This is a genomic window from Variovorax raffinosi, from assembly GCF_051216615.1.
In the GTDB taxonomy this organism is placed as follows: domain Bacteria; phylum Pseudomonadota; class Gammaproteobacteria; order Burkholderiales; family Burkholderiaceae_C; genus Variovorax.
This window is the reverse complement of the sequence record NZ_JBPJZR010000003.1, coordinates 293,672-314,407: the sequence shown is the minus strand read 5'-3', so window position 1 is coordinate 314,407 and position 20,736 is coordinate 293,672. Positions and strand designations below refer to the sequence as shown.

Annotated in this window: 18 protein-coding genes and 3 tRNA genes; 16 read left to right on the top strand and 5 right to left on the bottom strand. The window is 64.3% G+C overall.

The features are described 5' to 3' along the window. Positions 1-16 precede the first annotated feature (16 nt). From ACSFB7_RS12560 to rimO, 5 genes are all read left to right on the top strand, one after another. The gene (locus ACSFB7_RS12560; RefSeq protein ID WP_435470487.1) at positions 17-2,221 is read left to right on the top strand and encodes a RelA/SpoT family protein; all 2,205 of its coding nucleotides are present in this window, start codon (positions 17-19) and stop codon (positions 2,219-2,221) included. 48 nt (positions 2,222-2,269) lie between these two features. Next, positions 2,270-2,346, top strand: a tRNA-Val gene (locus tag ACSFB7_RS12555). A gap of 169 nt (positions 2,347-2,515) precedes the next feature. Beyond that, the gene (locus tag ACSFB7_RS12550) at positions 2,516-2,884 is read left to right on the top strand and encodes a hypothetical protein (protein ID WP_435470485.1); all 369 of its coding nucleotides are present in this window, start codon (positions 2,516-2,518) and stop codon (positions 2,882-2,884) included. A 75-nt stretch (positions 2,885-2,959) separates the two neighbouring features. Next, a complete protein-coding gene (gene phaR / locus ACSFB7_RS12545; RefSeq protein ID WP_435470483.1) occupies positions 2,960-3,520 on the top strand; it encodes a polyhydroxyalkanoate synthesis repressor PhaR in 561 nt (186 codons plus the stop codon). 39 nt (positions 3,521-3,559) lie between these two features. Continuing rightward, on the top strand, positions 3,560-4,966 hold the full coding sequence (gene rimO / locus ACSFB7_RS12540) for a 30S ribosomal protein S12 methylthiotransferase RimO (RefSeq protein WP_435470481.1): 1,407 nt from the start codon (positions 3,560-3,562) through the stop codon (positions 4,964-4,966). 84 nt (positions 4,967-5,050) lie between these two features. On the opposite strand, the gene ACSFB7_RS12535 is transcribed toward rimO, so the two are convergent. Continuing rightward, positions 5,051-5,135, bottom strand: a tRNA-Leu gene (locus tag ACSFB7_RS12535). 220 nt (positions 5,136-5,355) lie between these two features. Further along, a tRNA-Leu gene (locus tag ACSFB7_RS12530) sits at positions 5,356-5,440 on the bottom strand. Between the two features lie 81 nt (positions 5,441-5,521). On the opposite strand from ACSFB7_RS12530, the gene rnr reads away from it, so the two are divergent. Further along, positions 5,522-7,789, top strand: a complete 2,268-nt coding sequence (gene rnr / locus ACSFB7_RS12525; protein WP_435470479.1) for a ribonuclease R — start codon at positions 5,522-5,524, stop codon at positions 7,787-7,789. Between the two features lie 52 nt (positions 7,790-7,841). Next, on the top strand, positions 7,842-8,606 hold the full coding sequence (locus tag ACSFB7_RS12520) for an SDR family oxidoreductase (protein ID WP_435470477.1): 765 nt from the start codon (positions 7,842-7,844) through the stop codon (positions 8,604-8,606). A 7-nt stretch (positions 8,607-8,613) separates the two neighbouring features. Here ACSFB7_RS12520 and ACSFB7_RS12515 read toward each other — a convergent pair whose 3' ends face one another. Next, positions 8,614-10,080, bottom strand: coding sequence for an NAD(P)H-hydrate dehydratase (locus tag ACSFB7_RS12515; protein WP_435470475.1), 1,467 nt, complete (start codon positions 10,078-10,080; stop codon positions 8,614-8,616). Positions 10,081-10,144: 64 nt separating this feature from the next. On the opposite strand from ACSFB7_RS12515, the gene ACSFB7_RS12510 reads away from it, so the two are divergent. After that, positions 10,145-10,570: a hypothetical protein gene (locus ACSFB7_RS12510; RefSeq protein WP_435470473.1), complete on the top strand. Its 426-nt coding sequence runs from the start codon at positions 10,145-10,147 to the stop codon at positions 10,568-10,570. Here the strand turns inward: ACSFB7_RS12510 and ACSFB7_RS12505 are convergent. After that, a complete protein-coding gene (locus ACSFB7_RS12505) occupies positions 10,560-11,813 on the bottom strand; it encodes a D-amino acid dehydrogenase (protein WP_435470472.1) in 1,254 nt (417 codons plus the stop codon). The genes ACSFB7_RS12510 and ACSFB7_RS12505 overlap by 11 nt on opposite strands. A gap of 53 nt (positions 11,814-11,866) precedes the next feature. Next, positions 11,867-13,195 (bottom strand): amidase, encoded by a 1,329-nt coding sequence (locus tag ACSFB7_RS12500; protein ID WP_435470470.1) that lies wholly within the window; start codon positions 13,193-13,195, stop codon positions 11,867-11,869. 210 nt (positions 13,196-13,405) lie between these two features. On the opposite strand from ACSFB7_RS12500, the gene rpsB reads away from it, so the two are divergent. The 8 genes from rpsB to rseP all read left to right on the top strand — a co-directional run bounded on the left by rpsB (position 13,406) and on the right by rseP (position 20,733). Beyond that, positions 13,406-14,161: a 30S ribosomal protein S2 gene (gene rpsB, locus ACSFB7_RS12495; RefSeq protein ID WP_435471037.1), complete on the top strand. Its 756-nt coding sequence runs from the start codon at positions 13,406-13,408 to the stop codon at positions 14,159-14,161. An 81-nt stretch (positions 14,162-14,242) separates the two neighbouring features. After that, positions 14,243-15,166 (top strand): translation elongation factor Ts, encoded by a 924-nt coding sequence (gene tsf, locus ACSFB7_RS12490; protein ID WP_435470468.1) that lies wholly within the window; start codon positions 14,243-14,245, stop codon positions 15,164-15,166. A gap of 96 nt (positions 15,167-15,262) precedes the next feature. Beyond that, positions 15,263-15,985, top strand: coding sequence for a UMP kinase (gene pyrH / locus ACSFB7_RS12485; protein ID WP_435470466.1), 723 nt, complete (start codon positions 15,263-15,265; stop codon positions 15,983-15,985). 11 nt (positions 15,986-15,996) lie between these two features. Further along, positions 15,997-16,557 (top strand): ribosome recycling factor, encoded by a 561-nt coding sequence (frr, locus tag ACSFB7_RS12480; protein ID WP_124462512.1) that lies wholly within the window; start codon positions 15,997-15,999, stop codon positions 16,555-16,557. Between the two features lie 8 nt (positions 16,558-16,565). After that, on the top strand, positions 16,566-17,285 hold the full coding sequence (gene uppS / locus ACSFB7_RS12475) for a polyprenyl diphosphate synthase (protein WP_435470463.1): 720 nt from the start codon (positions 16,566-16,568) through the stop codon (positions 17,283-17,285). A 19-nt stretch (positions 17,286-17,304) separates the two neighbouring features. Further along, the gene (locus ACSFB7_RS12470; protein WP_435470461.1) at positions 17,305-18,150 is read left to right on the top strand and encodes a phosphatidate cytidylyltransferase; all 846 of its coding nucleotides are present in this window, start codon (positions 17,305-17,307) and stop codon (positions 18,148-18,150) included. After that, positions 18,147-19,334, top strand: coding sequence for a 1-deoxy-D-xylulose-5-phosphate reductoisomerase (gene ispC / locus ACSFB7_RS12465; RefSeq protein ID WP_435470459.1), 1,188 nt, complete (start codon positions 18,147-18,149; stop codon positions 19,332-19,334). The genes ACSFB7_RS12470 and ispC overlap by 4 nt, the downstream gene beginning before the upstream one ends. A 28-nt stretch (positions 19,335-19,362) precedes the next feature. Next, the gene (gene rseP, locus ACSFB7_RS12460) at positions 19,363-20,733 is read left to right on the top strand and encodes an RIP metalloprotease RseP (protein WP_435470457.1); all 1,371 of its coding nucleotides are present in this window, start codon (positions 19,363-19,365) and stop codon (positions 20,731-20,733) included. Positions 20,734-20,736: the final 3 nt, after the last annotated feature.

Here is a 20,736-nt window from a genome sequence, read left to right as displayed (position 1 = left end):
TCTCCAGACGGCACCCATGTCCGACATGGCCATGGTCGACTATCCGTTGTCCGCTGCAACGGCCGACCGCACGCCTGTGATCGAGAACATGCTCGCGCGTGCCCGGGCGTTCGCCGAGCCGCTGATTGCCGATGAGAAGCTGGACACCGGCGAGAACACGCTCGCGCATGCGGATGCAGTGGCCGCCATCGTTGCGAAGATGGGCGGCTCCGAGGCCATGCAGGCTGCGAGCTACCTGGTCTATTCCTGCCAGCACCTGAATCGTCCGCAGGAGGTGATCGCCAAGGTGTTCGGCGACAACTTCGCGGCGCTTGCGGTCGAGACCACCAAGCTGGTTCGCGTGCAGGAGCAGGCCCGTTCGGCCTCGCAGGGCAATCACCTGGAAGGCGCCGGCGCGCAGACAGAGAACGTGCGCAAGATGCTGCTTGCGTTCTCGCGCGACCTGCGCGTGGTGATGCTGCGGCTGGCTTCGCGGCTGCAGACCTTGCGGCATGCCGCCGCCAGCAAGCAGCCCGCGCCCGAGAGCGTGGCGCGCGAATCGCTGCAGGTGTTTGCGCCGCTCGCCAATCGGTTGGGCATCTGGCAGGTGAAGTGGGAGATCGAGGATCTTTCCTTCCGCTTTCTCGAACCTGAAACCTACAAGCTGATTGCGCGGCTGCTCGACGAGAAGCGCATCGAGCGCGAAGGCCATGTCGAGCAACTGCGCTCGCAGCTCGAGCACGAATTGCAGGCCGAGGGCGTGCATGCTGTGGTGCAGGGACGCCCGAAGAACATCTACAGCATCGTCAAGAAGATGCGCGGCAAGTCGCTCGACTTCGCGCAGGTGTTCGACATCCTCGCGCTGCGCGTGGTGGTGTCCGACGTCAAGGATTGCTATGCGGCGCTGGCCTGGGTGCATTCGCACTTTCAACCCATCGACGAGGAGTTCGACGACTACATCGCCCGGCCCAAGCCGAACGGCTACCAGTCGCTGCACACCGTGGTGCGGGAGCTGGTCGACGGCAAGCCGGGCAAGCCCATCGAGATCCAGATCCGCACGGAGGAAATGCACGACCACGCGGAGCATGGCGTGGCCGCGCACTGGGCCTACAAGGAAGCAGGGCACAAGGGCTATGCGGGCGTGTGGGCGAGCGGCGAGTACGACGCCAAGATCGCGGTGCTGCGGCAACTGCTGGCGTGGGAGCGGGATCTGTCGGGCGGCCTGCAAGGGCAGGGCCTGTTCGACGACCGCATCTATGTGTTGACGCCGGACGCGGCGATCGTCGAATTGCCGCAGGGCGCGACGCCGGTCGACTTTGCCTACACGGTGCACACCACGCTGGGCCATCGCTGCCGTGGTGCGCGTGTCGATGGCGCGATGGTGCCGCTCAATACGCCGCTGTCGAACGGGCAGACGGTCGAGATCATTGCGGCCAAGGAAGGCGGGCCGTCGCGCGACTGGCTCAATGCGGAGCTTGGCTATCTGGCCAGCCATCGCGCACGCGCCAAGGTGCGCGCATGGTTCAACGCGCAGATCACGCACGAGACCGTGGCGCGCGGACGCGAGGCGGTCGAGAAGCTGTTGCAGCGCGAAGGCAAGACGGCCATGCGGCTCGAAGACCTGGCTTCGCAGCTTGGCTTCAAGTCTGCGGACCATCTGTTCGAAGTCGTTGGCAAGGACGAGTTTTCACTGCGCAACATCGAGACGTTGTTGCGTCCGCCGGAGCCTGTGCCAGGGCCCGACGATGGCGTGCTTATCAAGAAGGCGCGCGGCAGCGAGAAGTCCGGCAAGGGCGGCGTGCTGGTGGTGGGCGTGTCTTCATTGATGACGCAACTCGCCAAGTGCTGCAAGCCCGCGCCGCCCGATGCCATTCGCGGCTTCGTCACCAGGGGCCATGGCGTCAGCGTTCACCGCGCCGATTGCAGCAACTTCCACACGATGGCCACGCGAGATGGCGAGCGTGTGATTGATGTTGAATGGGGCACTGCAAAGAAGGGCGCTGAAGTGCCGGTCTATGCGGTGGATGTGTCTGTGGAAGCCGCAGACCGCCAGGGCCTGCTGCGAGATATCTCCGATGTGTTCGCACGAGAAAAGATGAACGTGATCGGCGTGCAGACGCAATCGATCAAGGGCACGGCATGGATGACATTCACCGTGGAAATCGCCGATGCAGCGCGGCTCACGCAGGTGCTTGGCGTGGTCACTGCAGTGATTGGTGTGCGATCTGCACGTCGTCGCTAAAAAGCGCGTTTTCTCCTGCTACAATAACTGCTTCTCGGACACATCCTTAGGCGCGTAGCTCAGCTGGTTAGAGCACCACCTTGACATGGTGGGGGTCGTTGGTTCGAGTCCAATCGCGCCTACCAATTTCTGTTCAACCCCGGCCAACCACCGGACCCGTTGAACAGAGCTTTCACCGGGTTCCCCGGTGTTCAAATCGTCCCTTGTGATGACGCAGCAAAAGACCTTAGCCATGTTGTTGTGCTACCTTGGTCGTTCTGCAAATCCTCTCCAATTTTCTTGATAAGCGATTCGATGAATACGCGATCGACGCTGGTTGATCGGGCGCATGCCGACAAGCGCATGGCGGCACTGCTCAGGCAGGCTCCCATCGAGTTTGCGCGCGCCGTTTATGGCATCAACGACCATGCAAGCGGTCGAACCGACACGATGGCTGCACGCGAGGTGGCTCGCGCCGAGCGACAGGGCATGCCGCTGACCGAGGAGCGCGCCGAGCAGCGCGCCCGTGCCTACCTTCCGACATTGGGTCAGGAGCACTGCCCGCGCTGCTGGGTGGTCTATGGGCAGAAAACCCCTCTGCGTTTTCGCGATGCAATTGAAGAGCGTCCTGAGTCGGCTGCCTGCCACGCATGCGGTGCCGAGTACGCGACATCACCGGACTGAGCAATAGTGCGGGGTGCGGTCAGGGTAAACCTTGTCGCGGTGCAGCAAAACCGCTCCCTAGAATCATCCGATGACATGGGCATCCATGTGAAGGAGTTCGAAGTGCAGAGCAAGAAGTCCGGGGTCAAGCCGGTGCAACGTGTGATCAAGAAGTACCCCAACCGAAGGCTCTACGACACCGAGACATCCACGTACATCACGTTGACCGAGGTCAAGCAGCTGGTGATCCAGAATGCTCAATTCGTGGTGCGTGATGCCAAGACCGGCGACGACCTCACGCGCACCATCCTGCTGCAGATCATTCTCGAAGAGGAGGCGGGTGGCGCGCCGATGTTCACCGAGCCGGTGCTGGCCCACATCATCCGTTTCTACGGGCAGGCGATGCAGGGCTACATGGGTCCCTACCTCGAGAAAAATATCCAGGCAATGACCGAGGTGCAGGCCCAGCTTGCCGACAAGGCAGAAGGCCTGACCCCGGAGATGTGGTCGAAGTTCATGACCATGCAGTCGCCGATGCTCCAGGGGTTGATGGGCAACTACGTCGAGCAATCCAAGAATGTCTTCCTGCAGATGCAGGAGCAGATGCAGAAAAACACCGAGCAGGTATTGGGGGCCTTTGGCATCAAGCGTCCCTGAATGCCCCGCTGTCACCGATAGCTGGGACAATAGAGGCATATGAGCGAAGTTGCCTCCCCCGAACGTACGATCAAGCCGACCGCCCCCAAGGTCGGCTTTGTGAGCCTGGGTTGCCCCAAGGCCCTGACCGATTCCGAACTGATCCTGACCCGGCTGAGTGCCGAGGGCTACGAGACCTCCAAGACCTTCGAAGGTGCCGATCTGGTGATCGTCAACACCTGCGGCTTCATCGATGATGCGGTGAAGGAGAGTCTGGACACCATCGGCGAAGCGCTGGCCGAGAACGGCCGTGTGATCGTCACCGGCTGCCTGGGTGCCAAGACTGGCGACCAGGGCGGCAATCTGGTGCGCCAGATGCACCCGAGCGTGCTGGCCGTGACCGGTCCGCATGCGACGCAAGAAGTCATGGACGCAGTGCATGCGAACCTGCCCAAGCCGCACGACCCGTTCATCGACCTGGTGCCGAACGCCTTTGGCATCGCCGGCCTCAAGCTGACGCCGCGCCACTATGCGTATTTGAAGATCAGCGAAGGCTGCAACCACCGCTGCACTTTCTGCATCATTCCCTCGATGCGTGGTGACCTCGTGTCACGGCCGGTCGGCGATGTGCTCGGCGAAGCCAAGGCGCTATTCGAAGGCGGCGTGAAAGAACTGCTGGTGATCAGCCAGGACACCTCGGCCTATGGCGTCGACGTGAAGTACCGCACCGGGTTCTGGGACGGCAAGCCGGTCAAGACCCGCATGCTCGAGCTGGTGCGTACGCTCGGTGAAATCGCCGAGCCCTATGGCGCCTGGGTTCGTTTGCACTACGTGTACCCGTACCCGAGCGTCGACGAAATCATCCCGCTGATGGCGAGCGGCCAGGTGCTGCCGTACCTCGACGTGCCGTTGCAGCACAGCCACCCCGATGTGCTCAAGCGCATGAAGCGTCCGGCCAGCGGCGAGAAAAATCTAGAGCGCCTGGCGCGTTGGCGCGAGGTGTGCCCGGAGCTTGTGATTCGCAGCACTTTCATCGCCGGTTTCCCTGGCGAGACGGAGCAGGAGTTCGAGCATCTGCTCGACTTCATCCGCGAAGCGCAGATCGACCGTGCTGGTTGCTTTGCCTACAGCCCGGTAGAGGGTGCCACCGCCAACGACATCCCGGGCATGCTGCCCGAAGCCGAGCGCGAAGCGCGTCGGGCCCGATTCATGGAAGTCGCCGAGGCCGTGTCGATTGCCAAGCTGCGAAAGCGAATCGGCTCGACGATGCAGGTGCTGGTCGATTCAGCGCCCGGCATGGGCCGCAAGGGTGGAGTGGGGCGCACATATGCCGATGCGCCGGAGATCGACGGCACGGTTCGCCTGCTGCCGCCCGAGAAGATCAGCAAGACGCTGAAGGTCGGTGAGTTCACTCGCGCGCGCATCGTTGGCGCCGAGGGTCATGATCTGATCGCGCTGCCCGTTTGATGTTTCTGATTCAAGCGGACAAGAAAAAAGCCACCGGAGGCCGGTGGCTTGAATCGAATGACCTGGTAAGGGTCTGTTTGAATCTGGTGCCCAGAAGAGGACTCGAACCTCCACGATGTTACTCGCTAGTACCTGAAACTAGTGCGTCTACCAATTCCGCCATCTGGGCTATTTCTGCTTTTCAGCAAAGTCTTCGATTATACATATTTTGGCGCAGCCGTTTTGGCAGTGCGTCGAAATTTGGTGAATTTGCTCGTGCGCGCACGTGTCGTGCCGAAGTGCGCGGCTTGATCGCGTCGGTCGCTTGATGCGGATTCAAACGACCATGAAAAAAGCCACCGGAGACCGGTGGCTTGAATCGAATGACCTGGTAAAGGTCTGTTTAAACTTGGTGCCCAGAAGAGGACTCGAACCTCCACGATGTTACTCGCTAGTACCTGAAACTAGTGCGTCTACCAATTCCGCCATCTGGGCCCACATAACTGCAGAAGCAGGTATGTTTTGAATTTCAGGAAAGAAGGAGATCATATCAAAAATAATGTCACTTCCAGCGGCTTGCTGGATGAATTCGAAGGCACTGTCCAAGGACATCGCGATGGGCACGGCTTCGTGCAACGCGACGACGGCGAGGCAGACATCTATCTGCCCCCGAACGAGATGCGTGCAGTGCTTCACAAGGATCGCGTCAAGGCACGTGTCGTGCGACAGGACCGGCGCGGTCGTCCCGAGGGGCGCGTGGTCGAGATCGTCGAGCGTCCCGAGCAGCCGATCATCGGCCGCCTGTTGCATGAAGGCGGTATCTGGCTCGTCGCACCCGAGGACAAGCGCTACGGCCAGGATGTCCTGATTCCCAAGGGCGCGACCGGTCCCGCGAAAGTGGGGCAAGTCGTCGTGGTGCAACTCACCGAACCGCCGGCCCTGTTCGGCCAACCCGTGGGCCGCGTGAAAGAAGTGCTGGGCGAGATCGACGACCCCGGCATGGAAATCGAGATCGCCGTGCGCAAGTACGGCGTGCCGCATGAGTTTTCAGCGGAATGCCTGGCCGAGGCCAAGGCACTCCCCGAGAAGGTCCGTCCCGCCGACAAGAAGGGGCGCGTCGACCTGACCGACATTCCGCTCGTCACCATCGACGGCGAAGACGCGCGCGACTTCGACGACGCCGTGTACTGCGAGCCCGCGAAGGTGGGCCGTGGCAAAGGCTGGCGCCTGCTGGTTGCGATTGCCGACGTCAGTGCCTATGTGCAGACGGGCTCGGGCATCGACATCGACGCCTATGACCGCGCCACCAGCGTCTACTTTCCGCGCCGCGTCATTCCGATGCTGCCCGAGAAGCTGTCGAACGGCCTGTGTTCGCTCAACCCCGAGGTCGAACGCCTGTGCATGGTGTGCGACATGCTGGTCGCGGCCGACGGCGAGGTCTACGCCTACCAGTTCTATCCCGCCGTGATGTTCAGCCACGCGCGCTTCACATACACCGAAGTGGCCGCGATTCTCGGCAACACGCGCGGACCTGAAGCTGCCAAGCGCAAGGACCGCGTGAAGGACCTGCTGAACCTCGCCGACGTCTACAAGGCGCTGCTCAAGCAGCGCGGAAAACGTGGTGCGGTCGACTTCGAGACCACCGAAACGCAGATCATCTGCGACGACGCCGGCCGCATCGAGAAGATCGTGCCGCGCACGCGCAACGAAGCGCACCGACTCATCGAAGAAGCGATGCTCGCGGCCAACGTCTGCAGTGCCGATTTCATCGCCGAGAGCAAGCATCCGGGCCTGTTCCGTGTGCACGAAGGCCCGACGCCAGAGAAGAAAGAAATCCTGCGTGGCTACCTCAAGGCCATGGGCGTGGGCTTGAGCATCACCGACGATCCCAAGCCCGGCGAGTTCCAGGCGATTGCCGAAGCCACCAAGGAGCGCCCCGACTCGCAGCAGATCCACACCATGCTGCTGCGCTCGATGCAGCAGGCGATCTACACGCCGTTCAACAGCGGCCACTTCGGCCTGGCCTACGAGGCGTACACGCATTTCACCAGCCCGATCCGGCGCTACCCCGACCTGCTGGTGCACCGCGTGATCAAGGCGATTCTCAACAAGACGCGCTACCAGTTGCCGATGCTGCCGACGCCGGGCGAGGCGCATGCCAAACTGGCCAAGCGCCTGGCTTCGCGCGTGAAGGCGCCAACGACCAAGCCGCAAAAGGCGACGATCGCGCCCACCAAGGAAGTGCTGGCATGGGAGGCCGCGGGCCTGCATTGCAGCGCCAACGAGCGCCGTGCCGACGAAGCCAGCCGCGACGTCGAGGCCTGGCTCAAGTGCAAGTACATGCGAGAGCACCTGGGCGAGGAATACGGCGGCGTGGTCACCGCGGCCACGACCTTCGGCATCTTCGTCACGCTCGACGCGATGTATGTCGAGGGCCTGGTGCACATCACCGAACTCGGTGGCGAGTACTTCAAGTTCGACGAGATGCGCCAGGAGCTGCGCGGCGAACGCACCGGCATCCGCTATGCCATTGGCACGCGCGTGCGGGTGCAGGTGGGCCGCGTCGACCTGGACGGTCGCAAGATCGACTTCCGCCTCGTGCGAGAAGGCGAAGACCTGACGGCGCGTGCCATGAAGGACAAGGGTGCGACCTCGGGCGGCGTGCCGGTCAAGGCATCGGCCAAGCGCAGTTCGCGTCACAAGGCCGAAGCGAGCAGCGAGCAGCGATCTGACCGCGGCGCGGCCACAGTTGCCGCCGGGCCGCAGTCAGCCATGCAGGCCTTCAAGTCGGCAGTCAAGAAGGCCGCCAACAAGATGAAGGGGCGCAAGCCCCGTCGCGGATGACAAGCAAGCATCACCTCACACACGACAGACAAGCGAGAAGGAGACATTGAGCATGAGCGTTGAGAACAACAAGGGCCGCATCGCGATCGTCACGGGCGCGGGTTCGGGCATCGGCCGCGCGGCGGCATTGGCGTTGCTGGGCGACGGCTGGAGCGTGACCCTGGCCGGCCGCCGTCTGGAGCCGCTGGAGCAGGTGGCCGAGGAGTCGGGCGCTGGTGCGCGTGCCTTCGCTGTGCCTACCGACGTGGCGAATGCCGAGTCGGTGCAGGCTTTGTTCGCCGCTACCGTGGAGCGCTTCGGTCGTGTCGACCTGCTGTTCAACAACGCCGGCGTGGGCAACCCGCCGGGTCCGTTCGAGGACTGGACGCCCGAGCAATGGAAGGGCGTGGTCGACATCAACCTGAGCGGCATGTTCTTCTGCATCCAGCAGGCGTTCCGCACGATGAAGGCGCAAACGCCGCGGGGCGGCCGCATCATCAACAACGGCTCCATCTCGGCCACCACGCCGCGCCCGAATTCGGCGGCCTATACATCGACCAAGCATGCGGTCGAGGGCCTGACCAAGACGGCGTCGCTCGACGGTCGCAAGTACGACATCGCCGTGGGGCAGGTCGACGTGGGCAATGCCATGACCGAGCTGGCTTCGCGCATGGCCAAGGGCGTGCCGCAAGCCAATGGCGAACTCGCGATCGAACCGCTGATCGACGTCAAGATCGTCGGCCAGTCGGTGCTCTACATGGCGAACCTGCCGTTGGAAGCCAACGTGCTGTTCCACACCATCATGGCGACGAAGATGCCGTTCGTCGGACGCGGCTAAAGCAGGCTCAGACGGGCGCGCGGCGGGCCAGCGTGCCCGCCGTCAGCGGGGCTGCATCGGCGGGCCAGGTGTCTGCGATGTGGCCGTGTTGCCAGACGGCTTCTTGTGCTGCCTCGAAGGCTGGCTGATGGGCTGCCAGTGCGGCGCCGATCATGCCCGCCAGCACGTCGCCGGTGCCAGCGGTTGCGAGCCGGGCATTGCCGGTCAGGTTGATGACTGCGGGCGCATCGCCCGTGTCGGCAATCACGGTGCCGGAGCCTTTCAGGACCACCACAACGCTGAAGCGTGAGGCGAGTTCGCGGGCGGCGGCCAGCCTGTCGGCCTGGACATCACCGACCGTGCCGCCCAGCAGGCGTGCCGCTTCCAGTGGATGCGGCGTGATCACGGTGGCTCGCCCACGCTTTCCTCGCGATGCCAGTTGCGTTTGCAAGGCGCTATCAGCGGCAATGGCATTGAGCGCGTCGGCATCGAGCACCAAGGCCGCAGCCGTTGCCAGCACGCGCGGCAGCAATTCACGCACCGCCGTTCCGCCGCCACAGCCGCAGACCGCTGTCATGTCCGACAGGTCCAGCGCATGGGCCTCGCGCAGCATCAATTCGGGTTGCGACGTGTCGACCGCAGCGGCGCTCGGGTCGAGCAGCCCGACGAACACGCGGCCCGCGCCGGCGTGCAGCGCCGCGGAGCCGGCCAGCAGTGCGGCGCCGGCCATGCCGGGCGCGCCTCCGATCACGGCGACATCGCCATAGCTGCCTTTGTGCGACGCATGCGTGCGTGATTGAGTTTGGGGTGAGCCGGCAAGGCGCGCGATGGACCGGTCTGTGAGGGCGCCGTGCCCCAGGTCGTCGAACCAGACGGTGCCCGCTGCATCGCGTCCTTGGGCGGTGAAGAGGCCCGGCTTCAGGGTGAGGAAAGTGAGGCAGGTCCGAAGCGCTGCTGCGTCCGAGGGTGATTCGACGTTCAGCGAAAGAACGCCGGTGTCTGCGTTCAATCCGGACGGCACATCGACGCTCAACACTGGTTGCGCTGTCGCATGCATCCGTCGCAGCCACTCGGCGATCGTGCCTTCGGGGGCGCGGGAAGCGCCGATGCCGAGCAGCGCATCGATGGCCAGTTCGTACGCCTCGGGCGGGTTCGGCGCAAAGAGCACGCCCGCATCGCGTGCACGCTGCAGCGAGGCCTTTGCGTCCGGCGGCAGGCGGGCCTCGTCGCCCGCGAAAGTCACGACCGGAAAAAAGCCCCTGTGCCGCAACTGCGCAGCCGCTTCAAAGCCATCGCCGCCGTTGTTGCCCGGCCCGCAGGCCACCCAGATCGTGCGCGCATGCGGCGCGATGGCCGTGGCGAGCCGTGCTACCGCGAGGCCCGCGCGCTGCATCAGCATATGAGCGGGCAGGGCGGTTGCCGCAGCATGTTCGATGCGCCGCGTGGCTGCAATGTCGAACAGATCGGCGACGGTGGCGGGCGTGATGCGTTGCATCGATCCATTGTGCCGCCGGGGCAGCGGCGGCGTTATCAGCGCGTCACCTCTCTATCATCGAAAGATGAAGCTCAAAAGCCTTGGCTGGGTGTTGGTCCTGCTGCTCGTGGGGATCGCGGTCTTCGTGATCGCGGTGTTGGCATGGACGCTCGGGCTGGGTTGGGCTGCTGGCCTGCTGGGCATCGTGTGGGGCACGTTCGTGCTCGCGGAGTTCCGGCGTTGGCTGCCGTTGCGCGACCTGGCCTGGGCGGCGGGAGCTGGCTACGGTGTCAGCGTCATTCGATGGCTAGAAGTGCCGCTCGACGGGGGCGCCGTCATGCGCTGGCTGGTGATGGCTGGCTGTGCGTTGTGCCTGGTGTTTTTCGTGTGGATCGTGCCTGCGCTGCTGGGGTTGCTCGCCCAGAGGCTCAGGCCGCCAGCGGAACCCGAGCTGCCAGCCGAAGCACCGGCCAGCCCCGAGATGCTGCGCCGGTGGGACCCTAGAGACTGAGCCGTTCGACGCCCAGGCCTTCGAGATCGACTCCCGGGTCTTGTCCGCCGATCAGATCGCCCAGCACGCGCGCGCTGCCGCAAGACAGGGCCCAGCCGCTCGAACCGTGGCCGAGGTTGAGCCACACACCCGGAATGCCGCTGGCGCCCAGCACTGGCGGGCCATCCGGCAGCATGGGTCGTGCGCCTTTCCACTGCTGCACGCCCGATTGCAGTGTGGCCGCACCCGGAAACCAGTCGTGCAGCACCTTGTAGAGCGTCTGTACGGCGGCGGGATTCATGGTGTCGAGCGAGCCGCCGATTTCGGCACTACCGGCCACGCGCACGCGTTGGCCCAAGCGTGAAATCGCGACCTTGTAGCGCTCGTCCATGACCGCGCTGCGCGGCGCATTGAGCGGTTCGCGAATGGGTGCGCTGACGGAGTGGCCGTAGATTGGCGCCATCGGAATGCGCAGGCCCAGCGGGCGCAGCAGCGTGGCCGAAGCGAGGCCGGCGCACACCACGATGGCGTCGAAACGAAGGGCGTCCGAGCCGCTCGCCAGCGCCAGCGAAGTGGGCGCCGCGCGGCTCAGCGGCGCAATGTCGCAGTTGAAATGAAACTGCGCACCCAGCGCCTCGGCCTCCCACTTGAGAAGCAGCGCGAACTGGCGGCAGTTCGCCACTTCGTCTTCCGGCAGGTGGATGGCGCCGGCCAGCGGCGTGTCGGCGTTGAGGGCGGGCTCGATCAGCCGGGCTTCGTCGGCATCGACTTCCTTGAACACGCTGCCGGCAGCGCGCAGCACGTCGAGCCCGGGCTGGATCAGCTTTTTCTCGCGCTTGGAGCGCAGCAGCACCAGGTAGCCGTCGCTGCGCTCGTAGCTGAGTTCGCGCGCCTCGGTCACTTCGTGCAGCCGGGTGCGGCTGTAGAAAGCCAGGCGCTGCATGCGGGCGCGGTTGGCCAGGTAGGTTTCGAGCTTGCAGGCTTTTTGCCAGCGCGACATCCAGCCGATGTCGCGCGAATTCAGCGGCCAGCGCAGCTTGATCGCGCCATGCGAGGAGAGCAACGAGCGCAGTACCTTGCCGCGCATGCCGGGTGCGGCCCATGGCGTGACGTATCCGGGTGCGACCACGCCGGCATTGGCGAAGCTGGCTTCTTCTGCGGCGGCGCCGCGGCGCTCGAAAACGGTCACTTCATGGCCGTCGGAAACCAGTTCCCAGGCGGTGGTGACGCCGATGATGCCGGCGCCCACGATCGCGATTTTCATTGAGTGTTCTAGATAAAAGAGGCAGCTGTCGCCCGTGGAGTGGGCGAATGCAGCTATTGATTTTGCAGCGTGCGCTCGGCCTGCAGCGCAATCGCGAGCACGGCGTCGTCGCGCAGCGCGGCATGCCACAGCATCAGGCCGACCGGCAATTCGCCGGCGGCGTGGCAGGGCAGCGAGATGGCGCAGCCGTCGAGCATGTTGATGATCGACGGATTGCGCAGCAACAGCGCGTTGATGCGGAAAAATTCTTCATCGCGCTCGGCGCCCGGGGCCACGCTTGCGATGGAGGGGGCGGTGATCGGCACCGTGGGCGACAGCACGGCGTCGAAAGGCGACAGCGCTTTTTCGACGCGGGCGATCCAGTCGCGGCGGGCGTGGATCAGGTCGATGTATTCGTGCGCCTTCATGCCGGCGCCGCGCAGGATGCGCTGGGCCACGCGCGGGTCGTAGCCGGCGCCGCTGCGTTCCAGCAACAAGCGGTGCCAGGCGTGGGACTCGGCCGCAGAGAAGCCGCCGGTGGCGTTGATGGCCGGCAGGTCGGCCAGTTCGGGCAACTCGATCTCTTCGATGCGGGCGCCTGCGGCGCGCAGCGCTTTCAGCGAGCGTTCGAAGGCGGTGGCCACGGTGGGCTCGATGCCGTCGAAGAACACGTTCTTCACGATGGCCAGCCGGTAGGCGCTCAGCGAGGCCGAGCCGGCGGTCACGCGCCGTGCGGCCAGGATTTCGTGCGCGGTGATGGCGTCGCGCACCGAGCGCGTCATGGCGCAGACCGTGTCGAGTGTGGTCGACAGCGGCAGCGCGCCGTCGGCAGGGGTCAGCCGGGCCGTGTTCTTGAAGCCGACGATGCCGTTCAGCGCCGCCGGAATGCGGATCGAGCCACCGGTGTCGGAGCCCAGGCCGATGAAGGCTGCTCCGCTGGCAACCGAAATCGCCGCCCCGGACGACGAGCCGCCCGGGATGCGCGGCGTGGCGAGGTCACTCACGTTGGCTGGCGTGCCGTAGTGCGGGTTGACGCCGACGCCCGAGAACGCAAATTCGCTCATGTTGGTGCGGCCGGTCAGCACGCCGCCCGCCGCGCGCAGCCGCGCGACCGCGAGGGCATCGGCCTTGGCGGCCGGGGCGTGGGACAACACCATCGAGCCGGCGGGCGTTGGCTGGCCGGCGACGTCGAACAGATCCTTCGATGTGAAGGCCAGCCCGGCGAGCCTGCTTTCGGGTGCGGACGCGGCGGCCGCCTGGCGAGCCTCGTCGAACATGGTGCGGGTGAAAACGTGGGCGCAGGCCGGGGAACCGGAGATGTCGATGGCGCGCTCCATTTCGGTGCGCGCATCGGAGGAGCCGCCTGCCAGAAGGGAAAGACGGGTGGCGTGAAGGTCGTTCATGGGTGGCTGCTGCTGCCGCGTGGACGGCTCGGGTTCAGGAAAGAGGGGTGTCGGCCGTGCTATACTCTTTGGGTTTCGCTGGTCGAGCGACGGCTCCCGTTGCATCCAGTCAAACACATCCGCAAACCGGCCCAATCAAGGTGTTGTGACTCCATTCAGAAGGAGCGCAAAACGGGCTGGATTTTAGACCCAACCTTTGGAGTAATTTCAATGTCTACCACCATGCGCGAAATGCTGGAAGCCGGTGTCCACTTTGGTCACCAAACCCGCTTCTGGAACCCCAAGATGGCTCCGTTCATCTTCGGTCACCGCAACAAGATCCACATCATCAACCTGGAAAAGTCGCTCCCGATGTTCCAGGACGCGATGAAGTACGCCAAGCAACTCACCGCCAACCGCGGCACGATCCTGATGGTCGGCACGAAGCGTCAGGCCCGTGAAATCGTGGCGGCTGAGGCCCGTCGCGCCGGCGTGCCTTTCGTCGACACCCGCTGGCTCGGCGGCATGCTGACCAACTTCAAGACCGTCAAGACCTCGATCAAGCGTCTGAAGGACATGAAGGCCCAGCAAGAAGCCGGCCTCGACAGCCTGAGCAAGAAAGAACAGCTGACGTTCTCGCGCGAAATCGCGAAGCTCGAAAAGGACATCGGCGGCATCCAGGACATGGCTGCGCTGCCGGACGCGATCTTCGTGATCGACGTGGGCTTCCACAAGATCGCCGTGGCTGAAGCCAAGAAGCTCGGCATTCCGCTGATCGGCGTGGTTGACTCCAACCACTCGCCCGAAGGCATCGACTACGTGATCCCCGGCAACGACGACTCGTCGAAGGCTGTGATGCTGTACGCCCGTGGTATCGCCGACGCGATCATCGAAGGCCGCAACAGCGCCGGCGGTGATGTGGTCAAGGCCATCGCCGAAGGTGGCAGCGACGAATTCGTTGAAGTCGAAGAAAGCGCTTCGGCCTGATTGGCGCGCTCGCGAGCCTGAAGAAGGGGCTTTGGTGCCCCTTTTTTTTAACCTGATTTTTGGATTTACGGAGATACAACAATGGCTGCAATCACCGCAAGCATGGTCGGCGAACTGCGCGCAAAGACCGACGCGCCGATGATGGAATGCAAGAAGGCCCTGACCGAGGCCGACGGCAACATGGAAAAGGCCGAAGAGCTGCTGCGCATCAAGCTCGGCAACAAGGCTGGCAAGGCATCGGGCCGCATCACCGCCGAAGGCGTGGTCACGGCTTATGTCGACGGCGCTGTCGGCGGCATGATCGAGATCAACTGCGAAACCGACTTCGTCACCAAGAACGACAGCTTCCTGGCCCTGGCCAATGCTGCCGCGATGCTGGTCGCCAAGCACAACCCCGCTGACATCGCTGCGCTGGGCGCGCTGGCTTACGCGCAAGACGGCTTCGGCCCCACGCTCGAAGACGTGCGCAAGGGCCTGATCGGCAAGATCGGCGAGAACATGAGCTTCCGCCGCTTCAAGCACTTCACGGGCAACGGCAAGCTGGCTTCGTACCTGCACGGTACGCGCATCGGCGTGATGGTCGAGTTCGAAGGCGACGACGCGTCGGCCAAGGATGTCGCAATGCACATCGCCGCCATGAAGCCGGTCGCCATCCAGGCGTCGGACGTGCCTGTCGAGCTGATCGAAAAAGAGCGCGCCGTGGCTGCCGGCAAGGCTGCCGAAGACCGCAAGGTTGCCGAAGCTGAAGGCAAGAAGCCCCAGCCCGACGACATCGTTGCCAAGCGCATCGAAGGCGGCGTGCAGAAGTACCTCAAGGAAGTCTCGCTGCACAACCAGCCGTTCGTGAAGAACGACAAGCAGACCGTCGAGCAGATGCTCAAGGCCGCCGACACCTCGATCAAGGGTTTCACCCTGTACGTGGTCGGCGAAGGCATCGAAAAGAAGGTCGACGACTTCGCTGCCGAAGTGGCTGCGCAAGTTGCTGCCGCCAAGGCTGCTGCCTGAGCCAGCAGCCACAAAAGCGGCGGTGCGCGAACGCGTGCCGCCGCTTTTTCACCGCTACGTTTTACACTCGCCCCCGCCAACTCAAGGAAAATGCCCATGTCTGATGCCCGCCCAGCCCACAAGCGAATCTTGTTGAAGCTGTCGGGAGAGGCATTGATGGGCGATGACGCCTTCGGCATCAACCGCGCCACCATCGTCCGCATGGTCGAGGAAATCGCGGAAGTGGTGAACATGGGCGTCGAGGTGGCCGTGGTCATCGGCGGCGGCAACATCTTTCGCGGTGTCGCAGGCGGCTCGGTCGGCATGGACCGCGCCACGGCCGACTACATGGGCATGCTGGCCACCGTGATGAACGCGCTGGCGCTCGCCGACGCCATGGACAAGCAGGGCCTGGTGGCCCGCGTGATGTCCGCCATTGCCATCGAGCAGGTGGTCGAGCCCTATGTGCGCCCCAAGGCCCTGCAGTACCTCGAAGAGGGCAAGGTCGTGGTGTTCGCGGCCGGCACGGGCAACCCGTTCTTCACCACCGACACGGCCGCTGCGCTGCGCGGTGCCGAAATCGGCGCCGAGCTGGTGCTCAAGGCGACCAAGGTCGACGGCGTCTATTCCGCCGATCCCAAGACCAACCCCAATGCAACGCGCTACGTCTCGCTGACTTTCGACGAGGCGATTGCGCAAAATCTCGGCATCATGGACGCCACGGCCTTTGCGCTGTGCCGTGACCAGAAGCTGCCGATCAAGGTGTTCTCGATTCTCAAGAATGGCGCGTTCAAACGTGTCGTGATGGGCGAGGACGAAGGCACGCTGGTGCATGCCTAGGAGTATTTGAGATGACCATTGCAGACATCCGCAGTGCGACCGACGCGAAGATGAACCAGTCGCTCGCCGCATTCCAGAACAACCTCACCAAGATCCGTACGGGCCGTGCCAATTCGGCGCTGCTCGACTCGATCCACGTCGACTACTACGGCTCGCAAGTGCCGCTGAGCCAGGTGGCAAACGTGTCGGTGCTCGACTCGCGCACCATCAGCGTCCAGCCCTGGGAAAAGGGCATGGGCGCCAAGATCGAGAAGGCCATTCGCGAAAGCGACCTGGGCCTGAACCCTGCGTCGATGGGCGACCTGATCCGCGTGCCGCTGCCCGCCATGAGTGAAGAGCGCCGCAAGGAAATGACCAAGCTGGTCCGTAACGAAGGCGAAACCGCCAAGATCGCCACGCGTAACCTGCGCCGCGATGCGAACGAATCGGTCAAGAAGCTGGTCAAGGACAAGCTTGCTTCCGAAGACGACCAGAAGCGTGCCGAAGCCGAGATCCAGAAGGTCACCGACCGCCACATCGCGGAAATCGACCGGCTGGTCGCGGCCAAGGAAGCGGAGATCATGGCCGTTTGAGGCCTGCCATGGCCTCGTCATCGCCGCGCATTCCCCACCACATTGCCATCGTCATGGACGGCAATGGTCGTTGGGCGACGCGGCGGTTCTTGCCTCGCGTGGCGGGGCACAAGCAGGGCGTCGAATCGCTGCGCCGATGCGTCAAGGCCTGTGCCGACCGCGGTGTGGGCGTGCTCACGGTGTTTGCGTTCTCTTCCGAGAACTGGAATCGGCCTGTCGAAGAGGTTTCCGGGCTCATGGAACTCATGGTCGGTGCGCTCGCTCGTGAAGTGCCCCGGCTCAGCAGCGACGGCGTGCGGCTGCATTTTGTCGGCGAGCGCGCCGGCCTGTCGCCCAAGATGGTGAAGGGCCTGGTCGATGCCGAGGCCGCCACCGCGCAGAACACGCGCATGGTGCTCAACGTCTGCTTCAACTATGGCGGGCGGTGGGACATTGCGCAGGCGGCCGCCAAGCTGACGGAGCGGGGCGAGGCCATCACCGAGCTCAGCCTCGATCGCGCGATGGCCTTGGCCCACGTGCCCGACCCTGACCTGTTCATCCGCACCGGCGGTGAGCAGCGGTTGTCCAATTTCCTGCTCTGGCAAAGTGCCTACGCCGAGCTGTTCTTCAGCGACAAGCTGTGGCCCGAATTCGACGAGGCCGCGCTGGACGAGGCCATCGCCGCGTTCCAGGGCCGCGAGCGCCGCTTTGGCCAAACCTCGGCACAGGTCTCGACGGCCACGGCCTGAAGACCCCAACACCTCCCGCATGCTCAAACAACGCATCCTCACGGCGATCGTGCTGCTCGCGATCCTGCTGCCGGCGCTGTTCTACCGAAACTACATTCCCTTTGCCTGCGTGATGCTCGTGCTGATCGGCGCGGGGGCGTGGGAGTGGGGGCGCCTGAATGGCTACGGCCAGAAGGTGTCGCTGTTCTTGGGCGCCGAGACCGTGTTGCTCTGCGGGCTTTCGTGGTGGCTGGGCTTGCTCGAACAGCCGCTGGTATTGATGTGGACCTTGGCCAGCGCGGCCTGGGTGCTGGGCGGCGCGGCGCTTTTGCGCGTGGCGGTGCCTGGCTGGCCGCGAATTCCCCGCGGGCTGCGATTGGTCGGCGGCCTGTTGGCCCTGTGGGTCGCGTGGCTGGCTGCGGTGCAGGCGCGCATGGTCGGTATCAACTTCCTGCTGTCGATCCTGGTGCTGGTGTGGGTGGCGGATGTGTTCGCCTATTTCGCCGGCCGTGCATTCGGTCTCAGGTTCACCCGCAACAAGCTCGCGCCTGCCATCAGTCCGGGCAAGAGCTGGGAAGGTGTCTGGGGCGGAATGATCGGCGTGGTGGTGCTGGCCTTTGCCTGGACTTGGGCCGACAAGGCCGCTGGCGCAACCGTTGCCAGTCTCTACACCCGCCTCAATGAGCGCGGCTGGTGGCTGCTGTTGCTGGGCGCTGTTTTTCTCGCTGCGATGAGCGTCGTGGGCGATCTCGTCGAATCCCTGATCAAGCGCAGTTCCGGTGCCAAGGACAGCAGCCGGCTGCTGCCCGGCCACGGCGGTGTGCTCGACCGGGTGGATGCTCTCTTGCCGGCGCTTCCCATTGCCATGATGCTGGCCTTCCTGTGAACACTCCCAAACAACGCGTGACGGTGCTTGGCTCGACCGGCTCGGTCGGCGTCAGCACGCTCGACGTCATTGCACGGCACCCCGAGCGTTTCGAGGTGTTTGCGCTGTCCGCTGCCACCAAGGTGGACGAACTGCTTGCGCAGTGCGCGCAGTTTTCGCCGCGCTTTGCAGTCATGGCGAGCGCGCCGCATGCGGCGATGCTGGCTGAGAAGATCAAGCAGAGTGGATTGACGACGCACGTCCTGACTGGCATTGATGCTATTGAAAAGATAGCATCTCATGAAGAGGTCGACGCTGTCATGGCTGCCATCGTCGGTGCTGCAGGGCTTGGCCCGTGCCTGGCTGCCGCGCGCGCCGGCAAGCGCTTGCTGCTGGCCAACAAGGAGGCCCTGGTCGTCGGCGGCGAACTCTTCATGCGCACGGTCCGCGAGGGCGGCGCCACGCTGCTGCCAATCGACAGTGAGCATTCGGCCATTTTCCAGTCGCTGCCTGAAGACCCGTCCACGTGGTCGCGCCGCATCGACAAGATCATCCTGACAGCCTCGGGCGGCCCATTCCGAACCCGTGCCCCCGAAACCCTGGGAACGGTGACGCCGGAGCAGGCGTGCGCCCATCCGAACTGGGTCATGGGCCGCAAGATCTCGGTCGATTCGGCCACGATGATGAACAAGGCGCTGGAGGTGATCGAAGCGCGCCATCTGTTCAGCGTCACGCCTGAACAGATCGAGGTGGTCATTCATCCGCAGAGCGTGGTGCATTCGATGGTGCAGTTCACCGACGCCTCTGTCATGGCGCAACTCGGCACCCCCGACATGCGGGTGCCGATCGCGGTAGGCCTGGCGTGGCCTGAGCGCATCGAGAGCGGTGCGGCGCGCCTCGATTTCCGTCAGATGGCATCCCTGAGCTTCGAAACCCCGGACGCCGCGCTCTTCCCGGGATTGGGCTTGGCTTGGCACGCACTGCGCGCTGCACCGGGCACCACTGCGGTGTTGAATGCCGCCAATGAGGTGGCCGTCGAGGCCTTCCTGGACCGGCGCCTGCGTTTTGATCGGATTCATGCGGTCAACATGGAAACTTTGGAGAGGGTCTCCCCCTCCAAGCCGGCATCGCTGGCGGATCTGCTGGCGCTCGACGCCAGCGCCCGTGCAGCGGCCAACGCTGCGGCACTGCGTTTCGCAGCCTGACTGAACCCGTAGCCCTCAAAGGTCCCGCATGCTTACTGTCGTAGCCTTTGTTGTCGCGCTCGGTGTCCTGATTGCAGTGCACGAATATGGGCACTACCGCGTCGCGGTGGCCTGTGGCGTCAAGGTCGAGCGTTTCTCGGTCGGGTTCGGAAAAGTACTGTTCCGTTGGCAGCCCAAGCGCCAGCATCCGGGACAGGCAACCGAATTCGTCATCGGCGCCTTCCCCCTGGGCGGCTACGTGAAGATGCTCGATGAGCGTGAAGGACCGGTTGCGCCGGAAGAGCGCCACAGGGCTTTCAACACCCAGCCGCTGCGTTCCCGCGCAGCCATCGTCGCTGCCGGCCCGATCGCCAACCTGTTGCTCGCTGTCGTGCTTTACACGGCGGTCAACTGGATCGGTGTGCAGGAGCCGGTCGCCAAGCTGGCGCGACCAGTGGCGGCCTCGCTGGCTGAGGCCGCGGGCCTGCGCGGGGGCGAGCAGATCACCCGGGCGGGTTTCGATGGCGGCCTGTCGCCCGTCCAGTCTTTCGAGGATCTGCGCTGGCGCATGACGCGCGGTGCGCTCGACGGTCATGACCTGACACTTGAAGTGGCGGGCGAGGGAGGTCGCCCTGCGCGCCAACTGGTGCTTCCTCTGAGCCGCATCGAGACCCGCGATGCCGATCCGCAGATGTTCCGCAAGATCGGCGTGCTTGCTCCGCTGACACGTCCCGAGATCGGGGAGGTCATGGCAGGTGGCGCGGCCGAGCGCGCTGGACTTCGCAATGGTGACCTGGTGCGCGCCATTGGCAGCACGGCCATCATCGACGGGCAGCAGTTGCGTGAGGTGATTCGTGCCTCGATCGATGGCGATCAGCCGCGGAGCCAGACCTGGCAGATCGAACGCGGCGGCCAGCCGCTCACGCTCGAAGTGAAGCCCGAAGTGCGCGAAGAGAACGGCGCGAAGGTCGGCCGTGTGGGCGCCTATGTCGGGGCTCCACCCGAAATGGTGACAGTGCGGCAAGGTCCGGTCGACGGCGTCTGGCGTGGCGTCGTGCGCACCTGGGAGGTGTCTGCGCTCACCGTGCGCATGATGGGCAAGATGGTGATTGGCGAAGCTTCGCTCAAGAACCTGAGCGGCCCGCTCACGATCGCAGACTATGCAGGCAAGTCTGCCAGTCTTGGCTTTACCCAGTACCTGGTCTTCCTCGCGCTCATCAGCGTGAGTCTGGGCGTGCTCAATCTCATGCCGCTGCCGGTCCTCGATGGGGGGCACCTGATGTATTATCTTTGGGAGGGCCTGACTGGCAAAAGCGTCTCCGACGCCTGGATGGAACGGCTTCAGCGCGGCGGTGTCGCTTTGCTGCTGGTCATGATGTCGGTTGCACTCTTCAACGACGTCACGCGGCTCTTTGGTTAACTT